At 58.4% G+C, this 22,838-nt stretch carries 27 protein-coding genes and 2 pseudogenes; 19 read left to right on the forward strand and 10 right to left on the reverse strand.

Annotated elements, in window-relative coordinates; genetic code table 11:
• Positions 1 to 43: 43 nt before the first annotated feature.
• From RHP74_RS06200 to recX, 13 genes and pseudogenes are all read left to right on the forward strand, one after another.
• The gene (locus tag RHP74_RS06200; RefSeq protein WP_102594303.1) at positions 44 to 778 is read left to right on the forward strand and encodes an XRE family transcriptional regulator; all 735 of its coding nucleotides are present in this window, start codon (positions 44 to 46) and stop codon (positions 776 to 778) included.
• Between the two features lie 597 nt (positions 779 to 1,375).
• Positions 1,376 to 1,669 carry a tail fiber assembly protein gene (locus tag RHP74_RS06205; RefSeq protein WP_311098363.1) on the forward strand — a complete coding sequence of 98 codons (294 nt, stop codon included), beginning with the start codon at positions 1,376 to 1,378 and terminating at the stop codon, positions 1,667 to 1,669.
• A 147-nt stretch (positions 1,670 to 1,816) separates the two neighbouring features.
• Positions 1,817 to 2,227: a tail fiber assembly protein gene (locus RHP74_RS06210; RefSeq protein WP_083374908.1), complete on the forward strand. Its 411-nt coding sequence runs from the start codon at positions 1,817 to 1,819 to the stop codon at positions 2,225 to 2,227.
• 134 nt (positions 2,228 to 2,361) lie between these two features.
• A complete protein-coding gene (locus RHP74_RS06215; protein ID WP_311098364.1) occupies positions 2,362 to 2,706 on the forward strand; it encodes a phage holin family protein in 345 nt (114 codons plus the stop codon).
• A 34-nt stretch (positions 2,707 to 2,740) separates the two neighbouring features.
• Entirely contained in the window at positions 2,741 to 2,929 is a 189-nt protein-coding gene (locus tag RHP74_RS06220; protein ID WP_311098367.1) for a Com family DNA-binding transcriptional regulator, read from the forward strand.
• 10 nt (positions 2,930 to 2,939) lie between these two features.
• Positions 2,940 to 3,788 carry a putidacin L1 family lectin-like bacteriocin gene (locus RHP74_RS06225; RefSeq protein ID WP_311098369.1) on the forward strand — a complete coding sequence of 283 codons (849 nt, stop codon included), beginning with the start codon at positions 2,940 to 2,942 and terminating at the stop codon, positions 3,786 to 3,788.
• Positions 3,789 to 3,875: 87 nt separating this feature from the next.
• A pseudogene (locus RHP74_RS06230) lies at positions 3,876 to 4,451 on the forward strand (hypothetical protein); the annotation flags it as partial.
• Positions 4,452 to 4,455: 4 nt separating this feature from the next.
• Positions 4,456 to 4,542, forward strand: a pseudogene (locus RHP74_RS31360) (DUF2635 domain-containing protein); the annotation flags it as partial.
• A 287-nt stretch (positions 4,543 to 4,829) separates the two neighbouring features.
• Complete coding sequence (locus RHP74_RS06240; RefSeq protein ID WP_311100437.1) at positions 4,830 to 5,393, forward strand: glycoside hydrolase family 19 protein; 564 nt, start codon at positions 4,830 to 4,832, stop codon at positions 5,391 to 5,393.
• Positions 5,375 to 5,911 carry a lysis system i-spanin subunit Rz gene (locus tag RHP74_RS06245; protein ID WP_311098371.1) on the forward strand — a complete coding sequence of 179 codons (537 nt, stop codon included), beginning with the start codon at positions 5,375 to 5,377 and terminating at the stop codon, positions 5,909 to 5,911. Before RHP74_RS06240 ends, RHP74_RS06245 begins: the two co-directional genes overlap by 19 nt.
• Positions 5,912 to 5,991: 80 nt before the next feature.
• Positions 5,992 to 6,492, forward strand: coding sequence for a CinA family protein (locus RHP74_RS06250; protein WP_010462721.1), 501 nt, complete (start codon positions 5,992 to 5,994; stop codon positions 6,490 to 6,492).
• 83 nt (positions 6,493 to 6,575) lie between these two features.
• The gene (gene recA / locus RHP74_RS06255; protein WP_007907270.1) at positions 6,576 to 7,628 is read left to right on the forward strand and encodes a recombinase RecA; all 1,053 of its coding nucleotides are present in this window, start codon (positions 6,576 to 6,578) and stop codon (positions 7,626 to 7,628) included.
• An 8-nt stretch (positions 7,629 to 7,636) separates the two neighbouring features.
• Positions 7,637 to 8,104 carry a recombination regulator RecX gene (recX, locus tag RHP74_RS06260; RefSeq protein WP_311098374.1) on the forward strand — a complete coding sequence of 156 codons (468 nt, stop codon included), beginning with the start codon at positions 7,637 to 7,639 and terminating at the stop codon, positions 8,102 to 8,104.
• 57 nt (positions 8,105 to 8,161) lie between these two features.
• Here the strand turns inward: recX and RHP74_RS06265 are convergent, their stop codons facing one another.
• Positions 8,162 to 9,280, reverse strand: a complete 1,119-nt coding sequence (locus tag RHP74_RS06265) for a TIGR00730 family Rossman fold protein (RefSeq protein ID WP_083374902.1) — start codon at positions 9,278 to 9,280, stop codon at positions 8,162 to 8,164.
• 478 nt (positions 9,281 to 9,758) lie between these two features.
• Here RHP74_RS06265 and RHP74_RS06270 point away from each other — a divergent pair, with 478 nt between their 5' ends.
• A complete protein-coding gene (locus tag RHP74_RS06270) occupies positions 9,759 to 9,953 on the forward strand; it encodes a hypothetical protein (protein WP_010462709.1) in 195 nt (64 codons plus the stop codon).
• Here the strand turns inward: RHP74_RS06270 and RHP74_RS06275 are convergent, their stop codons facing one another.
• Positions 9,954 to 10,379: a PA3611 family quorum-sensing-regulated virulence factor gene (locus RHP74_RS06275; RefSeq protein WP_008153984.1), complete on the reverse strand. Its 426-nt coding sequence runs from the start codon at positions 10,377 to 10,379 to the stop codon at positions 9,954 to 9,956.
• A gap of 184 nt (positions 10,380 to 10,563) precedes the next feature.
• On the opposite strand from RHP74_RS06275, the gene RHP74_RS06280 reads away from it, so the two are divergent.
• The 3 genes from RHP74_RS06280 to RHP74_RS06290 all read left to right on the forward strand — a co-directional run bounded on the left by RHP74_RS06280 (position 10,564) and on the right by RHP74_RS06290 (position 12,619).
• The gene (locus RHP74_RS06280) at positions 10,564 to 11,322 is read left to right on the forward strand and encodes a tRNA-uridine aminocarboxypropyltransferase (protein ID WP_311098379.1); all 759 of its coding nucleotides are present in this window, start codon (positions 10,564 to 10,566) and stop codon (positions 11,320 to 11,322) included.
• Positions 11,323 to 11,530: 208 nt separating this feature from the next.
• Positions 11,531 to 12,181 carry a response regulator transcription factor ErdR gene (gene erdR / locus RHP74_RS06285; RefSeq protein WP_010462704.1) on the forward strand — a complete coding sequence of 217 codons (651 nt, stop codon included), beginning with the start codon at positions 11,531 to 11,533 and terminating at the stop codon, positions 12,179 to 12,181.
• 75 nt (positions 12,182 to 12,256) lie between these two features.
• Positions 12,257 to 12,619: a diacylglycerol kinase gene (locus RHP74_RS06290; protein WP_010462702.1), complete on the forward strand. Its 363-nt coding sequence runs from the start codon at positions 12,257 to 12,259 to the stop codon at positions 12,617 to 12,619.
• Here the strand turns inward: RHP74_RS06290 and RHP74_RS06295 are convergent.
• Positions 12,616 to 13,542, reverse strand: coding sequence for a LysR family transcriptional regulator (locus tag RHP74_RS06295; protein ID WP_010462700.1), 927 nt, complete (start codon positions 13,540 to 13,542; stop codon positions 12,616 to 12,618). The genes RHP74_RS06290 and RHP74_RS06295 overlap by 4 nt on opposite strands.
• A 122-nt stretch (positions 13,543 to 13,664) precedes the next feature.
• On the opposite strand from RHP74_RS06295, the gene fpr reads away from it, so the two are divergent.
• Positions 13,665 to 14,444, forward strand: a complete 780-nt coding sequence (fpr, locus tag RHP74_RS06300) for a ferredoxin-NADP reductase (protein WP_003443014.1) — start codon at positions 13,665 to 13,667, stop codon at positions 14,442 to 14,444.
• A gap of 132 nt (positions 14,445 to 14,576) precedes the next feature.
• Here fpr and tsaA read toward each other — a convergent pair whose 3' ends face one another.
• The 6 genes from tsaA to rimO form a co-directional block, all read right to left on the reverse strand.
• A complete protein-coding gene (gene tsaA / locus RHP74_RS06305) occupies positions 14,577 to 15,275 on the reverse strand; it encodes a tRNA (N6-threonylcarbamoyladenosine(37)-N6)-methyltransferase TrmO (protein ID WP_311098384.1) in 699 nt (232 codons plus the stop codon).
• 184 nt (positions 15,276 to 15,459) lie between these two features.
• Positions 15,460 to 16,230, reverse strand: a complete 771-nt coding sequence (locus RHP74_RS06310; protein WP_311098386.1) for an SDR family oxidoreductase — start codon at positions 16,228 to 16,230, stop codon at positions 15,460 to 15,462.
• Positions 16,231 to 16,422: 192 nt separating this feature from the next.
• Positions 16,423 to 16,893, reverse strand: coding sequence for a DUF1456 family protein (locus tag RHP74_RS06315; protein WP_083374900.1), 471 nt, complete (start codon positions 16,891 to 16,893; stop codon positions 16,423 to 16,425).
• Positions 16,894 to 16,968: 75 nt separating this feature from the next.
• Entirely contained in the window at positions 16,969 to 17,679 is a 711-nt protein-coding gene (locus RHP74_RS06320; RefSeq protein ID WP_010462687.1) for an rRNA pseudouridine synthase, read from the reverse strand.
• 191 nt (positions 17,680 to 17,870) lie between these two features.
• The gene (locus tag RHP74_RS06325) at positions 17,871 to 18,344 is read right to left on the reverse strand and encodes an acetyltransferase (protein WP_010462685.1); all 474 of its coding nucleotides are present in this window, start codon (positions 18,342 to 18,344) and stop codon (positions 17,871 to 17,873) included.
• Between the two features lie 113 nt (positions 18,345 to 18,457).
• Complete coding sequence (rimO, locus tag RHP74_RS06330) at positions 18,458 to 19,795, reverse strand: 30S ribosomal protein S12 methylthiotransferase RimO (protein ID WP_311098391.1); 1,338 nt, start codon at positions 19,793 to 19,795, stop codon at positions 18,458 to 18,460.
• A 289-nt stretch (positions 19,796 to 20,084) separates the two neighbouring features.
• On the opposite strand from rimO, the gene RHP74_RS06335 reads away from it, so the two are divergent.
• Entirely contained in the window at positions 20,085 to 21,986 is a 1,902-nt protein-coding gene (locus RHP74_RS06335) for a potassium transporter Kup (RefSeq protein ID WP_311098393.1), read from the forward strand.
• A gap of 207 nt (positions 21,987 to 22,193) precedes the next feature.
• On the opposite strand, the gene RHP74_RS06340 is transcribed toward RHP74_RS06335, so the two are convergent.
• Positions 22,194 to 22,520, reverse strand: a complete 327-nt coding sequence (locus RHP74_RS06340) for a DUF3077 domain-containing protein (RefSeq protein ID WP_311098395.1) — start codon at positions 22,518 to 22,520, stop codon at positions 22,194 to 22,196.
• Between the last annotated feature and the right edge of the window lie 318 nt (positions 22,521 to 22,838).

Raw genomic sequence — 22,838 nt, forward strand, 5'->3', positions numbered from 1 at the left:
TCAGCATTTGTCTTCCGAAAAAAGTTCAAGCACTATGCCCGTTATGCAAAAACGCAATGTTTCTACCGTCTTAAGAGCGCTGCTCGATCAGCACGGGATCTCCCCCACGGAGCTTCACCGTCGCACCGGCGTGCCTCAATCCACTCTCTCGCGAATCCTCAGCGGGAAGATCGTCGACCCTTCGGATAAACACATTTCGAAGATCGCCGAGTACTTCGCTGTGAGCACCGATCAGTTGCGCGGGCGCGCGGATGTCGCTGCCACCGCCAATGCCGGGCGCGATCAATTGCATTCCGAACTCAAGGATATAAGTCTGTGGGACGATGACACGCCCGTCGATGATGACGAGGTGTCGGTCCCCTTTCTTCGCGAGGTTGAATTGGCTGCTGGATCAGGAAGATTCGTCATCGAAGAAAGCGAGCGCTCTAGCCTGCGCTTCGGCAAGCGCAGCTTGCGCCATAACGGTGTGCAATTCGATCAGGCCAAATGCGTGACGGTGCGCGGCAACAGTATGCTGCCGGTGCTGCGCGATGGCGCCACCGTTGGCGTGAATGCGGGCAAGTGCGGGATTGGCGACATCATTGATGGCGACTTGTATGCCATCAATCACAATGGCCAATTGCGGGTGAAACAGCTTTATCGCTTGCCGACCGGTATTCGCCTGCGCAGCTTCAATCGGGATGAACACCCGGACGAGGACTACACTTTTCAGGAAGTCCAGGAAGAGCAAATCGTCATCCTCGGTCACGTCTTCTGGTGGGGCATGTACGCCCGTTAACCTCACCGCCCTGCAATAAAACCCGCCACCGAGCGGGTTTTTTTTCGCCTGCCACAAACCGTCAGCGCCTTTGTTTGCGGGGTGCTCATGCGTCAGTGCATTTATGATGCATAAGTAAATGCATTTACGCATTGACTGTATATGCATCCATGCATATTCTTTGTCTCAAGCCGCTCAACAAAGCAGCTCGAAACGAAGCTCTTTAGTTCCACCACAAAAGGCAGCGATGAACCGGCCTCAACGGTTCAGAGGGTTGGCAACTGACCCGGGTGTGCAGCGTAAAGCACCAGAAGCAGTTATCCGGCGGGCAGGGACCGCGGTCGGAAAAACAATCTGAATGGATCCGTACCGCGCCAGTAGCGCCGAAAGATCAACGCGAAGGACCGCATTACTGAAAAGCCCGGCAAGCGCCGGGCTTTTTGGAATGCCTACCTCGGGGTAGGAGTCGAAACACCGGGATGCCGGTGATCAATAAGGACATAAACATGAAAAAAGTGCGCACGCATTGTCGGCGGCAAAGTCGACAACATCTACCAGACCGTAAACCCCATCGCTGACGAGTTTCCGTCCGGCCAGCTCTGGGTCGAGGTCACCGGGTTGTCCAGCAACCAGGTCGACTACTCCTACAACGCCGTGAACACCGACGGTGTATGGAGCTTCAACTCGGGCTTCCCTTATCCAAGCTCGCCGCACGGTGAGCAACTGCGCAATGAAAAGGTCCGGCGACTCGACAATGTCACGGCCAGCGTTGAGTCCCTGGCCTTGCAATTCAAAGTCGACGTGGGCGTGGCCACTACCGCGGAGCAGACTTACCTGCTGGCTTTCAAGGAGTACTGCATCGCTTTCAATCAGGTCAATAAACAGCCTGGCTTTCCGCTGACCATTGTCTGACCCGAGTTGCCTTGAACACGATCTGAAATCGCAGCAAAACAAAGACCGCATGACCCGTCCGCAGCGCGTGCAATGGCTGTCGCTGCGCGACCCGGCATGCAGAAATGAAAAGCAGCGTCCGCTGCAAACTTTACAAGGAGTTGGAAGATGAACCGATATGCATGCGCAGACGGGATGAATGGCAAGGTCACCGCACTGGTGGATGCCGAGCAAGCGCCGACTCCCATCGCACCGTGGATTTTCTGGGTTGATGTAACGGGTAACACGGAAATTCGGGTGGGATGGAAGGCAGAGCAAATCGACGATGTCTGGACGTTTACGGAGCCTCCCTACGAAGAGCTCCTCAATCAGGCGCTTGGTCGCACACAGCAATTTCTGGAAGAGGCAGGCCGTTGGCTGATGTTCAATCCTTTGCCATACAAGATTGATCTCGGCATCGCCTCACCGTCGGACGAAGCTTTGCTGTTGGCCTACAAGCAATACGTCGTCGCCGTGAGTGAAGTGAAAAATCAACCGAGCTATCCGCGAAACATCAATTGGCCCGTCGTTCCCTGGTAATCCAACAGTTCGTTCAAGCCATCGCAACGGATAGCAATGCATCACCGAAGAACCCGGCGCTCGCCGGGTTTTTTTTCAATGCCTTTTCACGTCGTGCCATTCAAGCACGCATCAATCACCCCGGGAGGCGTGACATGACAAACGAGCAACAAGCGTTGCTGGACATGCCGATCTGGCTCGTCATCGTGCTCGCGCTGGTGGGTGGGGTGTCTGGCGAAATGTGGCGCGCTGACAAGGAAGGCGCCCGCGGCTGGTCATTGCTGCGGCGTCTGGCCTTGCGCTCCGGAGCCTGCGTTATCTGCGGGGTCTCGGCCATCATGCTGCTGTATGCCGCCGGCGTGTCGATCTGGGCCGCTTGCGCATTTGGCTGCCTGACGGCGATGGCCGGGGCGGACGTGGCCATTGGTCTTTACGAGCGCTGGGCAGCCAAGCGGATTGGTGTTTGCGACGTGCCGCCCAACAATAAGAATACTGAGTAAAGGGGTAAAAGGGATATTTGAAAAGGAGGTCAATATGTTGAGCGACTTTCGCTGCGGCAAGTGCAATCGGTTACTCGCAAAAGTAGATGTACTCTATCAAGTACAGATCAAGTGCCCCCGATGTGCCACCTTAAATCATGTGAAGACTGAAAGTCTCGGACGTTCGCCTGTGAGCGAAATCAATGCAGCTTCTACTGCAAGAAAACAATCAATCGACTTATAGGTGAAACTAAATGGCTACGCTTCCTCGTTATCCGTTCACTGAGAACGGTAGTTCGGTTCTTTTGCCACTGTATGAGATGAGTGCCGGGCAATATCTTCAGTCACCCGACAAACGTTTTAAGATGATTCTTCAGCCCGACGGTAATCTTGCCATCTACGACGGTGCCAATACTGTCTGGGTGGCTGTCGCTGGTCAACCGTACACGAGTGGCGGGACGAAGATAGATAACTCAAAAATTTATTTCTATCTCATGTATTACGCGTTCCTGAATGATCCTTCGCGCAATCGCATGTGGGGTACGGCAAACAGTACACCGCTCAATAATGATATTTGGGGCGCTTACAATCGCACCTATCTGTCGCTGCAAAATGATGGAAACTTGGTAGTGGTTGACTCGGTTCCCGTCTGGGCGAGTAACTCGGCTATTCCAATAAGCCCCTCCATCGACTCGGTATATATTGCGGCTGGGACAACACTAGAAGTTGATCGGCGTTATGTATCTGGGGGGACCACGCTAATATTTCAATCGGACGGCAATCTGGTGGTTTCGAATGGGCCGCTGGGTGTTCTCTGGGCGAGTTGGACACAAAATAAGGGCGCTACTCGTGCTGTCATGCAAGAGGATGGGAACTTTGTGATTTATGGCGTAAATAATACACCTCTCTGGTTTACCGGCACTGCCGGTCGACCTGGTGCAATGGCAAAAGTCCAAGCGAATGGCAGTTTCTCAATTGTCAGCGAAAAACCTGTCTGGGCTCGATTTGGTTTTACACCGACCATTCTGCCAAAGCGCGTATTCAATTTTGATAACGGGCCATGGGTACCAATTTATGAGCGTCCTCTCTGGACGTTTAATTAATCAATGATGCTTGCCCTGCGTGATGGCGGGGCTTTTTTTAAACCCCGACGCGTTATCTGGCGTTTTTTTCAATGCCCGGTGAAAACCATGAAAATTTCGTCCCTGATTGCACAACTCCGCGATCAATGCCCAACCCCGGGCAATCGAATCGGGACGGGCATCGATCTCGCCAACTTGCAAGCCAACACCCCGCTGCAAACCCCTTGTGCTTACGTCGTACCGGTTGCCGATCTGGCGAGCAAAAGCGTGGCGCAAAACCTGAATCTGCAACCCATCCGCGACAACTTTGAAGTGACCCTGGTGTATGACATCACGGACGCTAAAAAAGCGCGGGACCTGATGCACGAGCTGCGGGCCGAGCTGTGGCTTGTGCTGGTGGGTTTCAAGCCCGGCAGCGACTACGAAGCTATCGCGTACGACGGCGGCAAACTGGTTTCGATCAACAGCAACCGTTCGCTGTATTGCCTTCGCTTTTTTACCGAGTTCCAGATCGGCCGCAATCAGCCTGGTCAGTCAGCGGAGAGCTGGCAAGATCGTGAACTGGACGGCTTGTCGTCCTTTCCCGGGGGCACGGTGCGGGTCGATGCGATTTATCCGGCGGACCCCAATCTGAAACGCCCGGGGCTCGAAGAGCGCCTAGAACGGACTTTTTCTGGAGACGTACCTCATGAGCAATCGCAACGCTCTGCTGCCGACCCCAGGCTGTCCCGTACCCGACCCGGAACTGGGCGATCTGTTGCCCCGCGAGGTCTGTGACGTGCCGGACAGCGCCTGGTGGTGTCGTCGTCTGACCGATGGCGATATCACTACCGAAGCCGTGAAAGCGGCAAAACCACAGGAGCCAAATAATGGTGATCGGCTTCAGCAACATCCGCGCGGACATCCATGTTTCGCTATTTCACGCCGGATGGATAACTCGGCGGCTAATCGCGCATCGTCGGCCATGCACCGTCGATATCGGGGCTTCTTAGCCCGAGGGGGCGGCCTGATCACTGTTCTCAATTTTTGTGCGCTAAACCAAATCAAATTCGGGGATATCTTATGCCTATCACTGAAGGGCAGTTGCTGGAGATCATGCCCAACGCCCGCTCCCAAGCGGGCGTTTTCATTTCCGCTCTCAACACCGCCATGCTTCGTTTCAGCATCAACACCCCAAAACGCGCCGCCGCCTTCCTGGCGCAAGTTGGCCATGAATCTGGACAACTACATTACGTGCGAGAACTCGGCAGCGATCAGTACTTGAACAAGTACGACACCGGCACGTTGGCCGCACGTTTGGGAAATACGCCTGCGCTGGACGGCGACGGCCAAAAATACCGCGGCCGAGGCCTGATCCAGATCACCGGTCGTGACAACTACCTCCAATGCAGCCTCGGACTGTTCGGCGATGATCGCTTGGTGTTTGTTCCGCAGCTGTTGGAACAACCCCAATGGGCCGCCGAATCAGCCGCGTGGTTCTGGGAGCAAAACGGCCTCAATGAACTGGCCGACCGCGATCAGTTCAACAGCATCACCCGCCGCATCAACGGTGGGCTTAACGGTCTGCAAGATCGTCTGCAGCTGTGGGCGCGGGCGAGGGCGGTGTTATGCCAGCCTTCGGTCTGATCCCGGTTTCTTACCGGGTGATCGGCCTTGTTGTGTTACTGGCAGTGCTGGCCGGCGGATCGGCGGCGCTGGCCTGGCACTTTCAGGATTGGCGCTATGGCCGGCAACTCGCGGAGCTGGCCAGGCTGCATGCCGAGGCACTGAATCAGCTGGCGCTGGCCGCCGCAACGCAGCAACAGGCCGAGCAGGACAAGCGTCTGGCGCTGGAGCAGCGTCTGTCGGCCAGCGAACAAATCCATTACCGAGCGCTTAGCGATGCCCAACGTGATCAAGGTCGCCTGCGCGATCGTCTTGCCACTGCTGATGTGCGCTTGTCAGTCCTCCTCGATGCCGGCGACGTTGCCTCAGGCAATTCAGTGCCAGCCTCCGCCAGCACCCGCAGCCTGGATAATGGCGCCCCGCGAGCCCGACTTGACCCGGCGCATGCTCAACGAATTATCGCCATCACCGATGCCGGCGACAGCGGACTGATTGCCTTGCAGGCTTGCCAGGCCTATGTCAGAGCCATCGCTCGATAACATTTTGACCGATCCTGTGCCTTGCAAGCGCAATCTGCTCGTGTACGGTAGTGCTCATTCCGCTCGCTCAGGAGATGACCGTGAAAGAAATCACTCAACTGGCCGCTGAACTTGGCAGGCGCTTGCAGGTTCTGAATGCCCACGTCGCCGCAGCCGAGTCGTGTACCGGCGGCGGGATCTCAGAGGCGATCACTCGCATTCCGGGGAGTTCGGCGTGGTTCGAGGCCGGTTATGTGACGTATTCCAACCGACAGAAAACCGAGCAGTTGAACGTGCCTCCCGAATTATTCGAAACGGTCGGCGCCGTCAGTCGCGAGGTGGTCGAGGCGATGGTTCGCGGTGCTCAGGAAAAAAGTCAGGCGCATTTTGCCGTGGCGGTCAGCGGTGTGGCCGGCCCCGATGGCGGTTCGCCGAACAAACCGGTCGGCACGGTTTGGCTGGCCTGGGGCGTCGGTGAGCAGGTGTTCAGCGAGGTGCAGCACTTCGCCGGTAACCGCGATGAGGTCCGCCGACAAACGGTTAAGGCCGCGCTAGAGGGGCTGCTGCGTCATGCCGCTGGAGAAATCTCAAATCAGGGGTAGGCGATCCTGAAACGCTGTGGAATAATACTGGCTACTTATACAGGTGTTGGCCGTCAGGCCTTATTGATTACGTGAGGACTTTAATGGACGACAACAAGAAGAAAGCCTTGGCTGCGGCCCTGGGTCAGATCGAACGTCAATTCGGCAAGGGTGCCGTAATGCGTATGGGCGATCAGGACCGTCAGGCGATCCCGGCTATCTCCACTGGCTCTCTGGGTCTGGACATCGCGCTCGGCATTGGCGGTCTGCCAAAAGGTCGTATCGTTGAAATCTACGGTCCTGAATCCTCCGGTAAAACCACGCTGACGCTGTCGGTGATCGCCCAGGCTCAAAAAGCCGGCGCGACCTGCGCATTCGTCGACGCCGAACACGCCCTCGACCCTGAGTACGCCGGCAAACTGGGCGTCAACGTCGACGACCTGCTGGTTTCCCAACCGGACACCGGCGAGCAAGCCCTGGAAATCACCGACATGCTGGTGCGTTCCAACGCAGTTGACGTGATCATCGTCGACTCCGTGGCCGCGCTGGTTCCGAAGGCTGAAATCGAAGGCGAAATGGGTGACATGCACGTGGGCCTGCAAGCCCGTCTGATGTCCCAGGCGCTGCGTAAAATCACCGGTAACATCAAGAACGCCAACTGCCTGGTAATCTTCATCAACCAGATCCGTATGAAAATCGGCGTGATGTTCGGCAGCCCGGAAACCACCACCGGTGGTAACGCGTTGAAGTTCTACGCCTCGGTTCGTCTGGACATCCGTCGTACCGGCGCGGTGAAAGAAGGTGATGAAGTCGTCGGTAGCGAAACCCGCGTCAAAGTCGTGAAGAACAAGGTGGCTTCGCCGTTCCGTCAGGCCGAGTTCCAGATTCTTTACGGCAAGGGCATCTACCTCAACGGCGAGATGATCGACCTGGGCGTGCTGCACGGTTTCGTTGAGAAGTCCGGCGCCTGGTATGCCTATGAAGGCACCAAGATCGGTCAGGGCAAGGCCAACTCGGCCAAGTTCCTGGCAGACAACCCGGAAATCGCCGCCAAGCTCGAGAAGCAACTGCGTGACAAGTTGCTGACCCCGGCGCCGGACGTCAAAGCATCGCCAGTCAAAGAGACGGCTGATGACCTGGCTGACGCTGATATCTGATTGATCCGATGACCGCCGTACTCGATACACTCGTCGCAGTGCGGCGAACCGCCATGGACCTGCTCGCACGACGCGAGCACGGTCGAGTCGAGCTGACGCGTAAACTGCGTCAGCGCGGCGCTCTCCCTGAAATGATTGACACAGCACTCGACCGTTTGACGGAAGAGGGCCTGCTGTCCGAAGCCCGTTACCTCGAAAGCTTCGTTTCCTACCGTGCTTGCTCCGGCTACGGCCCTTTGCGTATTCGTGAAGAACTGAGTCAGCGCGGCCTGCAACGTAACGACATCGAACTCGCCTTGCGCGAGAGCGGTATCAATTGGCAGGAGCAACTGGAAGATACCTGGCGGCGCAAATTTGCCGGGCATCTGCCGATAGACGTTCGGGAACGAGCCAAGCAAGGACGTTTCCTGAGTTATCGGGGATATTCCATGGAGATGATCGGCCGCTTGTTCAGCGGTCGGGGAATGGATGATTGAATAAAAACGGCCCGCTATTTCGATAGCGGGCCGTTTTTTTTTGCCTCGATTTTTGCCTCACGTCACCTTGGACGGCTCTCGCGTGCGCTGTTGCGCCTGGGGTTTGGAGTCGGCCCAGTTTTCCGGCAGGTTGATATAGTCCACCAATTCCCGCAGGCGGCCATGATCCCTGGCGTTGAAGTTGAAGGCCAGTCGCGCCAGATGACTGAACTGCGCTTCATCGTGCTCCTCGCCGCTATAGGCGTGCTGATGAAAGTGATCGCTCAGGCACAGGTCGGCGAACGCTTCCTGCATGTGTTCGAGCGCCTGGTCGCTGAGCTTGTGGTTCATGCGGATCACGAACTGATGCTTGAGCCAGCGACTGGAGTGGAAGTTGCCGTAGAACTGATTGATCTGCTCTACCGCTTCTTCGGCGCTGTAGACCAGGCTCACGAGCTTCATGTCGGTGGGCAGGATATAGCGATTTTCCTCCAGTTGATGATGAATGAAGTCCAGCGCGCCTTGCCAGAACTTGCCGCCCGGCGCATCCAGCAGCACTACCGGCACCAATGGGCTTTTGCCGGTCTGAATCAACGTCAACACCTCGAGTGCTTCATCCAGGGTGCCGAAACCACCTGGACACAGGACCAGCGCATCGGCTTCCTTGACGAAGAACAGCTTGCGGGTAAAAAAGAAGTGGAAGGGCAGCAGGTTGGCAGTGCCCTGAACCGTGGGGTTGGCATGCTGCTCGAAGGGCAGGGTGATATTGAACCCCAGGCTATGTTCCAGGCCGGCACCTTCATGGGCCGCCGCCATGATGCCGCCACCGGCACCGGTGATGACCATCAGGTCCGAGCGTGCCAGCGCCGCGCCGAGTTCCCGGGCCAGGCCATACAGCGGGTGTTCGATCGGTGTGCGCGCCGAGCCGAAGACCGTGACCTTGCGTCGCCCCCTGAACTGTTCGAGCACGCGAAAGGCATGCTCCAGTTCGCGCAGGGTTTGCAGGGTGATTTTGGCGTTCCAGCGGTTGTGGTCTTCCTGGGCCATGCGCAGCACGGTCAGGATCATGTCGCGGTAAATCGGAGTGTTGGGGCTGTTGGGTGAAACCAGGTTGAGTTGCTCTTCGACCTTGCTGATGAGGTCGTGGCCGCTTTCTTCGAAATGACGGCTCAGGAGGTCATTCGGTTGGTAAGGCATTCAACTTCTCCTTCTGCACAGAACCCTTGGCACCGACAAAACAGTCGTCAGCGCCGCGACACTTCATGTGTCGCTGTCTGCCCAAGCCCATGCCTGGGCGCTCCACTCGACTCGGTTCGAGTCGTCCATACAGGCTCTGTTTTTCCCTTGGATGAAAGAAACGTTCGCACAACAAGACACGCGATGGGCAGCCCCTTTCCTGCCCTGAAAAGTGATCGTGAACACTCTGAATCTAGACCCTTGCAGAGATTCTCGCTGCCTTGATCATTGCGCCGCAAAGTCTTTCCTGGCAACCGCTTATTGACGATTTGCAAGGTGAATTCACCGTTCGTCCGAACGCAAGCCGCAGGCCTCGCGCTCTGATTTACTAAGTTACAGGCATGACACGACAACTTTGCGTCAAAGGCAGGGCGCACGGTTCAAGCGGTTTAAGGATTTTTCGCTCAAAAAGGGGCGAGGTGCAGGGAGGCTGGAAGCTATGGCCAGAGTCATTCTGGAAATCGATACGCATCTGTATCGATTACTGAAGTCATCCGCCGAGACCAATCATTTGAGTCTTGAGGAGGAGTGTTGCCGGCGTCTGGAAGGCGCCGAGCGGCGTTCGCGATACTTGCAGGCGTTGGTGGCAGAACTGCGCGCCGAGGATGAACAGCGACGCGCCAATTCCCGATGATTACTTCTTCTTGGCCGGTGCTGCTTTCGGGCAATCCGATTCCTGATAGCTGGCGGAACCGACCGAGCGATTGGTCTTCACTTCAGTAAAGTCGTAGCGCATGACTGCGCCCTTGGCCATCAGTTTACGGAACGATGGGTTGTTGCACACAGAGGCGCCCAGCTGGAAATACACGGCTTTGGGGTCGGCGCGCATCTTGTTGGCGTGGCTGCTTTGTACACTCAGGTGGTTGATCAGCGTGTTGCCTTCAACGGTGTAGCCCTGATCAAGAATGTCTTCGTTGATCGCCCGTGGAGTACCGACACTGCTTTGTGTGGCGACGTTTCGCAGTTCTCTGTTGAGATTCTGCTCACTCAAGGACGCAGCCTGAGCGCTGAAGGACGACGCCAGCAAAATGGCAGCGGTGGGAACGATAAGGCGCAGCATGAAACTCTCCTGGTTCAGTGACTGATGGTTCGACCCGTCACATGACTGTGCGTTCAGTGGCGGCGAATTATAGGGGACGAGGCCTGGACGGTACAGGCTTGCGCCGGCCGCTCTGATAAACTGCCGCCACTTTCTGACTTGCCGAGCGTTATTCGTGTCGATTTCCCCTCCGGTGCTGCCTGCGATGAGCCCTGTAACCCCAACCTTTGCTGCAAACGCCGTCGCCCGCTTGCGCGACGAACGAGAGGAGGAGGGCATCAAGCCGATCCAGGCCCGTGGCTGGAGGGCGCCGCGTTGCCGTGCCTGCCGCGTGATCGAGAGTCACTGCCTGTGCGCCTGGCGTCCGCGGGTTGAGGCCCGCTCCGGCGTGTGCCTGATCATGACTAACAAAGAAGTGTTCAAACCGAGCAACACCGGTTGGCTGATCGCCGATGTGGTGCGCGACAACCATGCCTTTATCTGGTCACGCACGGAAACGGATCCGCAGTTGCTGGCGTTGCTGGCCGACCCGCAATGGCAACCGTATCTGGTCTTTCCGGGTGAGTACGTCGAGCCTGAGCGAGTGACGAACACCGTCGAAGCCGATAGCACCAAGCGGCCATTGTTTATTCTGCTCGATGCGACCTGGACCGAAGCCCGGAAGATTTTCCGCAAAAGCCCTTACTTTGATCGGTTGCCGATCCTGAGCCTGTTGCCCGAGAAGCTGTCACGGTACCGGTTGCGCCGCTCGACCCGCAGCGAGCACTTGTGCACCGCCGAAGTGGCGGCACTGTGCCTTGATCTGGCGGGCGATACCGAGGCGGCCTCGGCGCTGGACGCTTATTTCGACGTGTTCAGCCAGCATTACCTTGATGCGAAACATCAGCTGGACATGAACGTGGCAACGCCGGCCCACACCGAACTGATGCCTTTCGTGCAGAACGCGGCGCCGGTGGCCCGCTGATTGTCGCCCATACTGCAAAGAACTGTACCGGCCATGCACCTTGACCACCCCGGTTTCGCTGGGCATGCTTGGCGCCGATTAGGGCGCGGCCAAAGTTTGATACGCCGTATTCTTTGCGTGATAGCCACGTAATTGGCGTTGAACGTGCCCTGCTGGTGCAGCTCCGTGGCTGTGCCTTGAGTTGTTTGAAAACAGGATCATTAGAAAAATGGCCACATACGAAATCCTGATTGCCGATGACCACCCTCTTTTTCGTAGCGCCCTGCATCAAGCGTTGACCCTGGGCCTGGGTCCGGATGTCCGTCTGGTGGAAGTGGCAAGCATTGCCGAACTGGAAACCCGGCTGGACGAAAAGTCTGACTGGGACCTGGTACTGCTCGACCTCAACATGCCGGGGGCCTACGGTTTTTCCGGGCTGGTGCTGCTTCGCGGTCAATACCCGCAGATCCCGGTGGTGATGGTGTCGGCTCAGGAAGAGGCCTCGATCATGGTGAAGTCCCGTGAATTCGGCGCCAGCGGCTTCATTCCCAAGTCCAGTGACCTGAGCGTCATCCAGAAAGCCGTGCGAGCGGTGCTCGATGGCGATGTGTTCTGGCCGCCTCAGGCGTTCGAAGCCGTCAGTGTCTCCGCTGAAGCCAAGGCCGCCAGTGAAGGCCTTGCCAGCCTGACACCTCAACAGTTCCGGGTGCTGACCATGGTCTGTGAAGGGCTGCTGAACAAGCAGATTGCTTATGAGTTGAGCGTTTCCGAAGCGACGATCAAGGCGCATGTTACGGCTATATTCCGCAAGCTGAATGTGCGCACTCGCACCCAGGCGGCGTTGCTTCTGCAACAACTTGAGTCAATTTCAAGCCACTAAGCGCTGGCATCTTCACGCTTTTTTGACTTTGGTTGATCTAGCTTTCCCACTCCTTTTTGGTCAGTTGCCCACTCTATGTCACCTTTCAAAGGCCAAACCGGCCTCAAACGCATTCTCAACGCTTCCGGTTACTCGCTGGATGGCCTGCGCGCAGCCTTTACCGGTGAAGCGGCTTTTCGGCAGCTGGTGTTGCTCAATGTCATCCTGATCCCGCTTTCGTTCTTTCTGAACGTCAGTCGTGTCGAGCAGGCATTGCTGATCGCGGTCTGCCTGTTGGCGTTGATCGTCGAGCTGCTGAATTCGGCAGTGGAAGCGGCCATCGACCGCATTTCCCTTGAGTTGCACCCGCTGTCCAAGAACGCCAAGGACATGGGCAGCGCCGCTCAATTCGTGGCGTTGAGCATGATCGGGCTGGTGTGGGCGGTAATTCTGCTTTAAGCGATGCTGGGCAGCACGATCTCGTCGCTGCGCTGAACCCCGGCGGTGAACGCGCGGCACAGGTCGAGGAATTCGCGCATCGCCGAGGTCTGATATTTCTGTTTGTGCCAGATGAAATAGAACTGCCGCGCCAAGTCCAGATCCGGTGTCTCCACCGGCACCAGACTGCCGCGGCGGAACGCATCGCGCAGCGCCAGACGCGAAATACAGCCAATCCCCAGGCCTGATTCCACCGCGCGCTTGATCGCTTCGGTGTGTTCCAGTTCCAGTCGGATATTCAGCGCGCTGCGATGATGACGCATGGCCTGGTCAAAGGTCAGCCGCGTGCCAGAGCCTTGTTCCCGCAGAATCCAGGCCTCGTGGGTCAGTTCTTCCATGCTCGCGCTGCCACGCTGGGCCAGCGGATGTTGCGGCGCGCAGAACACCACCAGCTCATCCTCGACCCAGCTCTGCACCTCGATGTCCGGATGACTGCAATCGCCTTCGATTAGACCTAGATCAATTTCATAGTGCGCGACTTGCTGCACGATGTTGGCAGTGTTCTGCACATGCAGCTTCACCTGACTTTCCGGATGGCGCTGCATGAAGCTGCCGATCAGCAAGGTGGCCAGGTAATTGCCGATGGTCAGGGTCGCGCCGACGGCCAGGGAGCCGAAACCGGACTTGCCGTTGAGCAGGTCTTCGATTTCCTTGGCCTGGTCGAGCAGCGCCACAGCTTGTGGCAATAGCTGTTTGCCGAGGGCGTTAAGGCTCAGCCGTTTGCCGGCGCGGTCGAACAGCTGGCAGCTGCACTGACGCTCTAGCTCGGTGATCGAGGTGCTCGCCGCCGATTGCGAAAGGTTGAGCGTCAGGGCAGCACGGGATACGCTTTCCTGCTGGGCGACGGCGACGAATACTTGAAGTTGACGGAGAGTAAATCGCATATCTATATAACCGATAACCCTTATCTTAATAATCCATTTAACAGATATTGTCGCTGCCATTAGAATGCGATGCAATTGCGCACATCAGCGGCGCAGGCAAAATCTCCAGGAGTCCCACGTACATGAGCAACATGAACCACGAGCGTGTCCTCAGTGTTCATCACTGGAACGACACTCTGTTCAGCTTCAAGTGCACCCGCGATCCGGGCCTGCGCTTCGAGAACGGTCAGTTCGTGATGATCGGCCTGCAACAGCCCAACGGCCGGCCGCTCATGCGCGCTTACTCGATTGCCAGCCCGAACTGGGAAGAGCATCTCGAGTTCTTCAGCATCAAGGTGCCTGATGGCCCGCTGACTTCCCAGTTGCAGCATCTGAAGGAAGGCGACGAGATCATCATCAGCAAGAAGCCTACCGGCACCCTGGTGCTGGATGACTTGAAGCCTGGCAAACATTTGTACCTGCTCAGCACCGGTACTGGCCTGGCGCCGTTCATGAGCGTCATCCAGGACCCGGAAACCTACGAGCGTTTCGAAAAAGTGATCCTGTGCCACGGCGTGCGTTACGTCAACGAAGTCGCTTACCGCGAGTTCATCACCGAGCACCTGCCGCAGAACGAGTTCTTCGGCGAGGCGTTGCGTGACAAGTTGATCTACTACCCGACCGTGACACGCGAGCCGTTCGAGAACGAAGGTCGCCTGACCGATCTGATGCGCAGTGGCAAGCTGTTCAGCGACATCGGCCTGCCACCGATCAACCCGCAGGACGACCGCGCCATGCTGTGCGGCAGTCCGAGCATGCTCGACGAGACCAGCGAAGTGTTGAACAGCTTCGGCCTGAAAGTTTCGCCGCGGATGCGCGAGCCGGGTGATTACCTGATCGAGCGTGCGTTCGTCGAGAAGTAAGCACAACGCCTGACGGCTTTGCTTTCCCTGTGGGAGTGAGCCTGCTCGCGATAGCGGTGTATCAGTCAGCATTATTGCCGACTGCCACACCGCTATCGCGAGCAGGCTCGCTCCCACAGTGGTTTCTGGCGTTCAGGTTTTTGCGGGAATGACTTCCAGGACGCGGATGACGCCCGCCTCGGGATAATGCCAGCGCACATCCAGATCCCAGAACTGCGCTCCATATTCCCGCTCAGGTGTAGGCGTCTGGTACGCCGGACGTGGGTCTTGTGCCAGGCATTGATCAATCAGGGCAACCAACGGCTCGCCGAGGCGCTGAGCGTGCTCGTGAGCTTGTTGCAGCGCTGTCTCCGCCCACCGCACAGGAATCAACTGCGGCGCGGCGCTGGCGATGCTGTTGGAGGCGCTGTCGATGATGTCGGCGTAAGGCACGTAGGGTTTGATGTCGAGAACCGGCGTGCCGTCCAATAGGTCGATACCGGAGATAAACAACCGACTGGCTTCGACCTTGTCCAGTTTCACCACGGATTGGCCGATGCCATTGGGCCGATGTGTCGCACGGGTGGCGAACACGCCCATGGATTTGTTGCCGCCCAGGCGAGGAGGGCGGACTTTCAGGCGTGGCTTCTCTTCCAGGGCCTGATGAAACAGGAACAGCAGCCAGACGTGGCTGACCTGCTCGAGACCTTGCACCGCATCGCCCTGATCGAACGGCGCCACCAGTTCCAGCACGCCACGAGCGGCCGGGGCCAGCTGAGGCTGGCGCGGGATGGCGAACTTCTCCTTGAAGCAGGAGCGCACGAAGCCGATGGGGGAAACGCTGTAGGTCATGGTTTGGGTCGAGGCGGGATGGGGCGGGCATGATAACCCGGCGGGCCTCAAGACGGGTGGTGACTGAGCGGGCCTCTTCGCGGGCAAGCCTCGCGCCTACTGGGTTATCGAGCGAACACGGCGTTTGTGTACGCCAAAGAACCTGTAGGAGCGAGGCTTGCCCGCGAAGGCCGCACCGCCAATCTCAGAGACTGAACCCACCATCCAGCGGAATAACATTCCCGGTCATATAAGCCCCCGCCGTACTTGCCAGACTGATTGCCAGCGCCGCCATCTCTTCCTCCCGGCCCCAGCGCTTCATCGGAATCAGCGCCGTATCCTCCGCCAGCGCTTGCTCATCGTTACCAATGTGCTGCGTCATCTTGCTCGGGAAGCGCCCCGGCGCAATCACGTTGACGTTGATGTGCTGGCTCACCAGCTCCCGCGCCAGAATCCGCGACAGTTGATGGAGGGCAGCCTTGCTCGGTCCGTAGGCATACGCCTGTTCGCCAAAGGACGTAATCCCCGCCACCGAACCGATGTTGATGATCCGCGCCGGATTCGCCTCTGAACCCGCCTTGCGCAGCAAAGGCAAAAACTGCTGGATGCAATTGAACACCGAGGTCACGTTAAGCTGCATGACCTTCTCCCAGCCCTTGACCGGGTAGCTTTCCAGCGGAGCGCCCCATGTGGTGCCAGCGTTGTTCACCAGAATGTCCAGATGACTGATTTGCTCGCCCAGCCGCATGGCCAAGTGCTGCACGCCTTCTTCAGTCGCCAGATTGGCGGCCACGGCATGGCAGGTTCCCAAGGCGCTCAACTCGTCAGCCGTTTGCTGACACGCTTCGGCATCCCGGGCACAGACGTACACGGTGGCGCCGGCCTCGACATACGCCTTGGCGATCATTTTGCCGATACCACGGGTGCCACCGGTCACCAGAGCGGTGCGGCCTTGCAGGGAAAAGTACGGGTGCATGGCGAATCCTGAGAGCTGAGGGTCAATACACCCTAGTCGTCAGCCGCCAGAAGCGGAGCCACTATTTTTGCGAGGAATGAACATCTATACAGATTGGCCTGCGACCGCTCTTGCAGGAGCCTGCTTGCTGGCGATGGCGTTTTGAAGATCGCCATCGCCAGCAAGCCGGCTCCTACAGGGCGCGCGGAGCGCTTACTGCGGGCGAACGCGCAGGGTCAGGCCCTTGAGGAAGTTGCGCAGCAACTGGTCGCCGCACGGGCGATAGTTGGTGTGGCCGAACTTGCGGAACAGCGCGCTTAGCTCAGGTTTGGACACCGGGAACTCGGACGCCTTGAGTATCGCGTGCATGTCGTCTTCTTTGAGTTCGAAGGCCACGCGCAGTTTCTTCAGGATGATGTTGTTGGTCACCGGCACTTCGATCGGCTGCGGCGGACGGCTTTCGTCCTTGCCGCGCTTGAAGATCACCAGGCCGTCGAGGAAGTGCGCCATGACTTCGTCCGGGCAGCGCACGAAGCCTTCCTCGTCTTCCTCTTTCTTGTCGAGGTAGGTCAGCAGGTCTTCCAGGGACACGTCCATGCCGCCGATCTTGATGATCTCGATGACTTTCTTGTCGCTGATGTCGAGCATGTAGCGCACGCTGCGCAGTACGTCGTTATGAATCATGGTGTGCAATCCTGATATTCAGCAGTGGGCGCAGCGTAAACAGCGGCGCCGGAATGTGTGGCGGCGTGAAAAGTCTCAGAACTTCTCTTTGCCGGACAGGTAGCGCCATTGCCCCAACGGTACTTTGCCGATGGACACGCCGCCAATGCGGATGCGGCGGATGGCGACGACCTTCAGGCCAACGGCCTGGCAAAACAGGGCGATCACGCCCGGTTGCGGGTTCTTCATCGCGAAACGCAGGCGGTTTTCGTTCTGCCAGCTGGCTTTGACCGGCGGCAGTTCCTTACCTTTGTAGGTCAGGCCGTGGTTCAGGCGGTTGAGGCCGTGAGCCACCATGTCGCCTTCTACCTCGACGACATATTCTTGTTCGATCTTGGCGGAGTCGGCGGTGAGCTTGCGCAGGATCTTCCAGTCCTGGGTGAACACCAGCAGACCGCTGGCGTTGGCCTGCAAGTCGGTGCTGGCGGTCAGGCGCAGGAAGTGGCCCTTGAGCGGACGTTTGCTGAAGCGGTGTTCTTCGCTCAGGGTCTCGGCGCTGATGGTCGCCATTGCGGTTTCCGCGTCCATGCCCACGGGCACGTTCAGCAGGATGGTCACCGGTTCCGGCGCAGTGGCCTTGGCCTCGGGGTCGAGCTCGACTTTCTGGGTGTCAACCTTGAATTGCGGCTCGTCGATGACTTCACCGTCCACGGTGACCCAGCCGCCCTCGATGAACAGCTCAGCCTCCCGACGGGAACAGCCGACGAGCTCGATGAGGCGTTTGGAGAGACGAATCGGGTCAGTCATGACAGGGCCGTAACAAAAAAGGGGTGGGCATTGTACCTGCTGGGCGCTGGTTAATCCCGGCTCCATTTGCCGCAGGTGCTTTTAATGTGGGAGCGAGCCTGCTCGCGAAAGCGTCTTCAGCTTCAACATCAATGTCGATTGATAGACCGCTTTCGCGAGCAGGCTCGCTTCCACAAGGGTTTCATGTTGTGTCAGCCGTTGCGGGTCTTTTGTTGCGCCTGGCGCAAACGCATGTGCAGCAACGGATAAGGCTGGCCCATGCCATCGACCTCCGAACGACCAATCACTTCGAACCCCTGCTTGAAGTAAAACCCCAAGGCCTGCGGATTCTGCTCGTTGACGTCCAGCTCGTTGGCGTTCAGGTGTTCCATGGCGTAACGCAGCAACTGCTTGCCCAAACCCTGACCCCGGTGGGCCGGGTCGATGAAGAGCATCTCGATCTTGCCCGCCGCCACCCCGGCAAACCCGGTGATGCGCTGGCGCGAGTCCTTGGTGCAGATCAGCATCACCGCGTCGAGGTAGCGGGTCAGCACCAGGTTCTTCAGCAATTCAATGTAGCTGTCCGGCAGAAAGTCATGGGTGGCGCGCACCGAAGCTTCCCAGACTTGTGTGAGTTCTTCGTAGTCGCTCTGTTTCGGCGTGTGGATGACCGAATGTTGGCGCATGGCCGGTTACCCCTTTTACCGTGGAGTGTGCGAGTCCTTTCTTCCACAAAACGATAGACCTAAAAAAGCCCCGCATCTCGTCAAGAGAGCAGGGCTTTTCGTATTTTTTGCGTTTAGATCTGTTCAGCCCACAGGTCGTATTCGTCGGCGTCGGTCACTTTGCACCAGACCTTGTCGCCTGGCTTGAGGTTGCTGCCGTTGTCGATGAACACGTTGCCGTCGATTTCCGGGGCATCGAAGAAGCAGCGGCCAACGGCGCCTTGCTCGTCGACTTCGTCTACCAGCACTTCGATTTCACGGCCGACGCGCATTTGCAGGCGCGCCGAGCTGATGGCCTGCTGGTGCGCCATGAAGCGATCCCAACGGTCTTGCTTGACGTCGTCCGGCACGATGGCCGCGTCCAGCAGGTTGGCCGGTGCGCCTTCGACTGGTGAGTACTGGAAGCAGCCGACGCGGTCGAGTTGCGCTTCGGTCAGCCAGTTCAGCAGGTACTGGAAGTCTTCTTCGGTTTCGCCGGGGAAGCCAACGATGAAGGTCGAACGGATGATCAGGTCCGGGCAGATCTCGCGCCAGTTCTTGATGCGCGCCAGGGTCTTGTCTTCGAAGGCCGGGCGTTTCATGGCTTTCAGGACTTTCGGGCTGGCGTGCTGGAACGGGATGTCCAGGTACGGCAGGATTTTCCCGGCGGCCATCAGCGGGATCAGCTCGTCGACGTGCGGGTACGGGTAAACGTAGTGCAAGCGGACCCAGACGCCGAGGGTGCTCAGGGCTTCGCAGAGTTCGGTCATGCGGGTTTTCACCGGCGCGCCGTTCCAGAAACCGGTGCGGTATTTCACGTCGACGCCGTAGGCGCTGGTGTCTTGCGAGATCACCAGCAGCTCCTTGACGCCGGCCTTGACCAGGCGCTTGGCTTCGTCGAGCACGTCACCGACCGGACGGCTGACCAGCTTGCCGCGCATCGACGGGATGATGCAGAAGCTGCAACTGTGGTTGCAGCCTTCGGAAATCTTCAGATAGGCGTAGTGGCGCGGGGTCAGCTTGATGCCTTGCGGCGGCACCAGGTCGATCAGCGGGTTGTGATCCTGGCGCGGTGGCACGGCGTCGTGCACGGCGTTGACCACTTGCTCGTACTGCTGCGGACCGGTCACGGCCAGTACGCTCGGGTGCACCTTGCGGATGTTGCCTTCTTCGACGCCCATGCAGCCGGTCACGATGACCTTGCCGTTTTCCTTGATGGCTTCGCCGATCACTTCCAGGGACTCAGCCTTGGCCGAGTCGATGAAACCGCAAGTGTTGACCACCACGACATCGGCGTCCTCGTAAGTGGACACGACGTCATAGCCTTCCATGCGCAGCTGGGTAAGGATGCGCTCGGAGTCGACCAGTGCTTTGGGGCAACCCAGGGATACGAAGCCAACTTTTGGATTGGCCGGCGCAGGAGTGGTGGACATGTCTAACCTCGGTATTTGGGACGCCTCCAGCCGAAGACGGCAAGGCGACAGACGGGCGCTATGTTGCGCCTCTGGTCAAAAAGTGCGCAATTCTAGCGATGAGACGCGCACTTGACCAGCTTTATGCAGGGAAATACGACGAGTGCTGCGCTATGCTTCGCGCCTTTACGCTTTGCCGATTTTTTACAGTCAATGAAACTTCTGTAACGTCATGTAAAACAGCGCATGCTGCGCGGCAAAGAATAGTGCTTCTTATAAGAAGTCCGGGTCTGAGTAGTAGGAGTTTTGGATGGGGCAGGCAAGTAGTCAGGCAGCGGGTGCCGAGCATTCGGCGGCAAAGCCGATCGGCATGCTGGTCGCGGCGGTCGGGGTGGTTTATGGCGATATCGGCACGAGCCCGCTGTACACCCTCAAAGAAGTGTTTTCCGGGGGCTATGGCGTACCGGTCAACCATGACGGCGTGTTGGGCATCCTGGCACTTATCTTCTGGTCGCTGATCTGGGTCGTCTCGATCAAATACATGATGTTCGTGCTGCGTGCCGACAACCAAGGCGAAGGCGGGATCATGGCCTTGACCGCGCTGGCGCGGCGAGCGGCGGCGGGGCATCCGAAGTTGCGGGCGTTGCTGGTGGTGTGTGGGTTGATCGGTGCGGCGCTGTTCTATGGCGACAGCATGATCACCCCTGCGATTTCGGTGCTCTCGGCGATTGAAGGCTTGGGGCTGGCGTTCGAAGGCATCGACCATTGGGTGGTGCCGCTGTCCTTGGTCGTGCTGGTGGCGCTGTTCCTGATTCAGAGCCACGGCACCGCGCGCATCGGCATTCTGTTCGGGCCGATCATGGTCACCTGGTTTGTGGCGCTCGGTGCACTGGGTGTCCACGGCATCTTGCAGCACCCGGAAGTATTACAAGCGCTGAACCCGGTCTGGGGCGTGCGTTTCTTCACCCAGCATCCGGGCATGGGCGTGGCGATCCTCGGCGCGGTGGTGTTGGCGTTGACCGGTGCCGAAGCGCTGTACGCCGACATGGGCCACTTCGGGCGCAAGCCGATTGCCCGTGCGTGGTTCATCCTTGTGCTGCCGGCGCTGGTGCTGAACTACTTCGGCCAGGGAGCGCTGTTGCTGGGTGATCCGGAAGCCGCTCGCAACCCGTTCTACCTGTTGGCGCCAAGCTGGGCGTTGCTTCCATTGGTGGGGTTGTCGACGATGGCCACGGTGATTGCCTCGCAAGCGGTCATCTCCGGCGCGTTCTCCCTGACTCGTCAGGCGATCCAGCTCGGCTACATTCCGCGCATGCACATCCGCCACACCTCCAGCGCCGAGCAGGGCCAGATCTACATCGGTGCGGTGAACTGGGCATTGATGGTCGGCGTGATCCTGTTGGTGCTGGGCTTCGAGTCCTCAGGCGCCCTGGCCTCGGCCTACGGCGTGGCGGTGACCGGCACGATGCTGATGACCACCATCCTGGTGTCGGCGGTGATATTACTGCTGTGGAAATGGCCGCCGGTGCTCGCAGTGCCGGTGTTGCTCGGCTTCTTGTTGGTGGACGGTCTGTACTTTGCCGCCAACGTGCCGAAAATCATTCAGGGCGGTGCGTTCCCGGTAATCGCCGGTATCGCGCTGTTCGTGCTGATGACCACCTGGAAACGCGGCAAACAACTGCTGGTGGAACGCATGGACGAGGGTGGCCTGCCCCTGCCGATTTTCATCAGCAGTATTGCCGTACAACCGCCGCATCGCGTCCAGGGCACTGCAGTGTTTCTCACCGCGCGCCCAGACGCCGTGCCCCACGCACTGTTGCACAACCTGCTGCATAACCAGGTACTGCACGAGCAAGTGGTGCTGTTGACCGTGGTCTACGAAGACATCCCGCGAGTACCGTCGAGCCGACGCTTCGAAGTCGATTCCTACGGCGAAGGGTTCTTCCGGGTGATCCTGCACTTCGGCTTCGTCGACGAGCCGGACGTGCCGCAAGCACTGAAGCTGTGCCATCTCGATGACCTCGACTTCAGTCCGATGCGCACCACCTACTTCCTCAGCCGCGAGACGGTGATCGCCTCCAAACTCGAAGGCATGGCCCGTTGGCGCGAGGCGCTGTTCGCCTTCATGTTGAGGAATGCCAATGGCAATTTGCGCTTCTTCAATCTGCCGCTGAACCGGGTGATTGAGCTGGGTACTCAGGTCGAGATGTAAGCCCCCCATTGAAAAGCCCCCGTTGCCAGTGCGGCAGCGGGGGCTTTTTTGTGCCTGGAATCTCGCCCTGAAGGCCAAGAAGGTCCCTTGTGGGAGCGAGCCTGCTCGCGAAAGCGGTGTATCAGCCAACCTTGATAGTGGCTGACACGACGCCTTCGCGAGCAGGCTCGCTCCCACAAGGGGCGGCGGTGTTTCATGTCTGTGCGCTTACTGGCACTCAGGCAGCCCTTCTTCTGATTCGGTCTTCGTCCGGGCCGGCCGCGGCGTCAGCACCTTCACAACATCATCAATCACGGCTTTGCCCATCGCCGTCAGATAGTGAGCGGCCCAGGCGTGGCGGTCGGTGTCTCTTGCGTAGGCAGCATCCTCGGCGAATGATTTGCCGAGGAACAGCAGGTCAGAGGCTTGTGACAAGGCATCAACGATGGGGGCGCCGGCGCGGACGTTGAACAGCGCCTGATCCGGGCAGTAGATGAGTGGGGTGTAGCCTATGGTTTTTAATTCTGAGATCGCGGAAGCATCTGTTTTGGTCATGGTCTTTCTCCAGGGTTCGAGGAGTCGCCACGTTCGTTTCCAATCGAATAGGTGGCGACTGTACGCAGGTTGGAAAACCGGGAACCAAGGAACCGGCACGCCCGAGGGCGTCCCACGCACAGCCGCCATAACTCAGGATCGCAGTCGTAAAACTACTGCGGCCATGATGGGCGATGGTGCGCTTTGGTTCGACGGGTTTCCAAGCCCGATCGCTGAATGGTCAGCGACGTCCGGAGAGTATCCCGTCGAAGAAAAACGCAACAAGGCGGCAAAGTGCCCAAACACGAGATTCGGAGTTTGCCTACAAGGTGTGCGGGC

Source organism: Pseudomonas sp. SG20052, from assembly GCF_031766055.1.
GTDB classification, from domain to species: Bacteria; Pseudomonadota; Gammaproteobacteria; order Pseudomonadales; family Pseudomonadaceae; genus Aquipseudomonas; species Aquipseudomonas mandelii.

Bases quoted from the DNA above. Each gene is read 5' to 3' on its own strand.
- RHP74_RS06290 (WP_010462702.1), top strand. From the start codon at position 12,257: ATGTCACCTTTCAAAGGCCAAACCGGCCTCAAACGCATTCTCAACGCT.
- RHP74_RS06245 (WP_311098371.1), top strand. From the start codon at position 5,375: ATGCCAGCCTTCGGTCTGATCCCGGTTTCTTACCGGGTGATCGGCCTT.
- RHP74_RS06200 (WP_102594303.1), top strand. From the start codon at position 44: ATGCAAAAACGCAATGTTTCTACCGTCTTAAGAGCGCTGCTCGATCAG.
- RHP74_RS06310 (WP_311098386.1), bottom strand. From the start codon at position 16,230: ATGCACCCGTACTTTTCCCTGCAAGGCCGCACCGCTCTGGTGACCGGT.
- RHP74_RS06325 (WP_010462685.1), bottom strand. From the start codon at position 18,344: ATGCGCCAACATTCGGTCATCCACACGCCGAAACAGAGCGACTACGAA.
- recA (WP_007907270.1), top strand. From the start codon at position 6,576: ATGGACGACAACAAGAAGAAAGCCTTGGCTGCGGCCCTGGGTCAGATC.
- RHP74_RS06335 (WP_311098393.1), top strand. From the start codon at position 20,085: ATGGGGCAGGCAAGTAGTCAGGCAGCGGGTGCCGAGCATTCGGCGGCA.
- RHP74_RS06220 (WP_311098367.1), top strand. From the start codon at position 2,741: ATGTTGAGCGACTTTCGCTGCGGCAAGTGCAATCGGTTACTCGCAAAA.
- RHP74_RS06210 (WP_083374908.1), top strand. From the start codon at position 1,817: ATGAACCGATATGCATGCGCAGACGGGATGAATGGCAAGGTCACCGCA.
- RHP74_RS06295 (WP_010462700.1), bottom strand. From the start codon at position 13,542: ATGCGATTTACTCTCCGTCAACTTCAAGTATTCGTCGCCGTCGCCCAG.
- recX (WP_311098374.1), top strand. From the start codon at position 7,637: ATGACCGCCGTACTCGATACACTCGTCGCAGTGCGGCGAACCGCCATG.
- RHP74_RS06225 (WP_311098369.1), top strand. From the start codon at position 2,940: ATGGCTACGCTTCCTCGTTATCCGTTCACTGAGAACGGTAGTTCGGTT.
- RHP74_RS06315 (WP_083374900.1), bottom strand. From the start codon at position 16,893: ATGATTCATAACGACGTACTGCGCAGCGTGCGCTACATGCTCGACATC.
- RHP74_RS06340 (WP_311098395.1), bottom strand. From the start codon at position 22,520: ATGACCAAAACAGATGCTTCCGCGATCTCAGAATTAAAAACCATAGGC.
- RHP74_RS06320 (WP_010462687.1), bottom strand. From the start codon at position 17,679: ATGACTGACCCGATTCGTCTCTCCAAACGCCTCATCGAGCTCGTCGGC.
- RHP74_RS06265 (WP_083374902.1), bottom strand. From the start codon at position 9,280: ATGCCTTACCAACCGAATGACCTCCTGAGCCGTCATTTCGAAGAAAGC.
- RHP74_RS06275 (WP_008153984.1), bottom strand. From the start codon at position 10,379: ATGCTGCGCCTTATCGTTCCCACCGCTGCCATTTTGCTGGCGTCGTCC.
- rimO (WP_311098391.1), bottom strand. From the start codon at position 19,795: ATGTCCACCACTCCTGCGCCGGCCAATCCAAAAGTTGGCTTCGTATCC.
- RHP74_RS06270 (WP_010462709.1), top strand. From the start codon at position 9,759: ATGGCCAGAGTCATTCTGGAAATCGATACGCATCTGTATCGATTACTG.
- erdR (WP_010462704.1), top strand. From the start codon at position 11,531: ATGGCCACATACGAAATCCTGATTGCCGATGACCACCCTCTTTTTCGT.
- fpr (WP_003443014.1), top strand. From the start codon at position 13,665: ATGAGCAACATGAACCACGAGCGTGTCCTCAGTGTTCATCACTGGAAC.
- tsaA (WP_311098384.1), bottom strand. From the start codon at position 15,275: ATGACCTACAGCGTTTCCCCCATCGGCTTCGTGCGCTCCTGCTTCAAG.
- RHP74_RS06240 (WP_311100437.1), top strand. From the start codon at position 4,830: ATGCCTATCACTGAAGGGCAGTTGCTGGAGATCATGCCCAACGCCCGC.
- RHP74_RS06215 (WP_311098364.1), top strand. From the start codon at position 2,362: ATGACAAACGAGCAACAAGCGTTGCTGGACATGCCGATCTGGCTCGTC.
- RHP74_RS06280 (WP_311098379.1), top strand. From the start codon at position 10,564: ATGAGCCCTGTAACCCCAACCTTTGCTGCAAACGCCGTCGCCCGCTTG.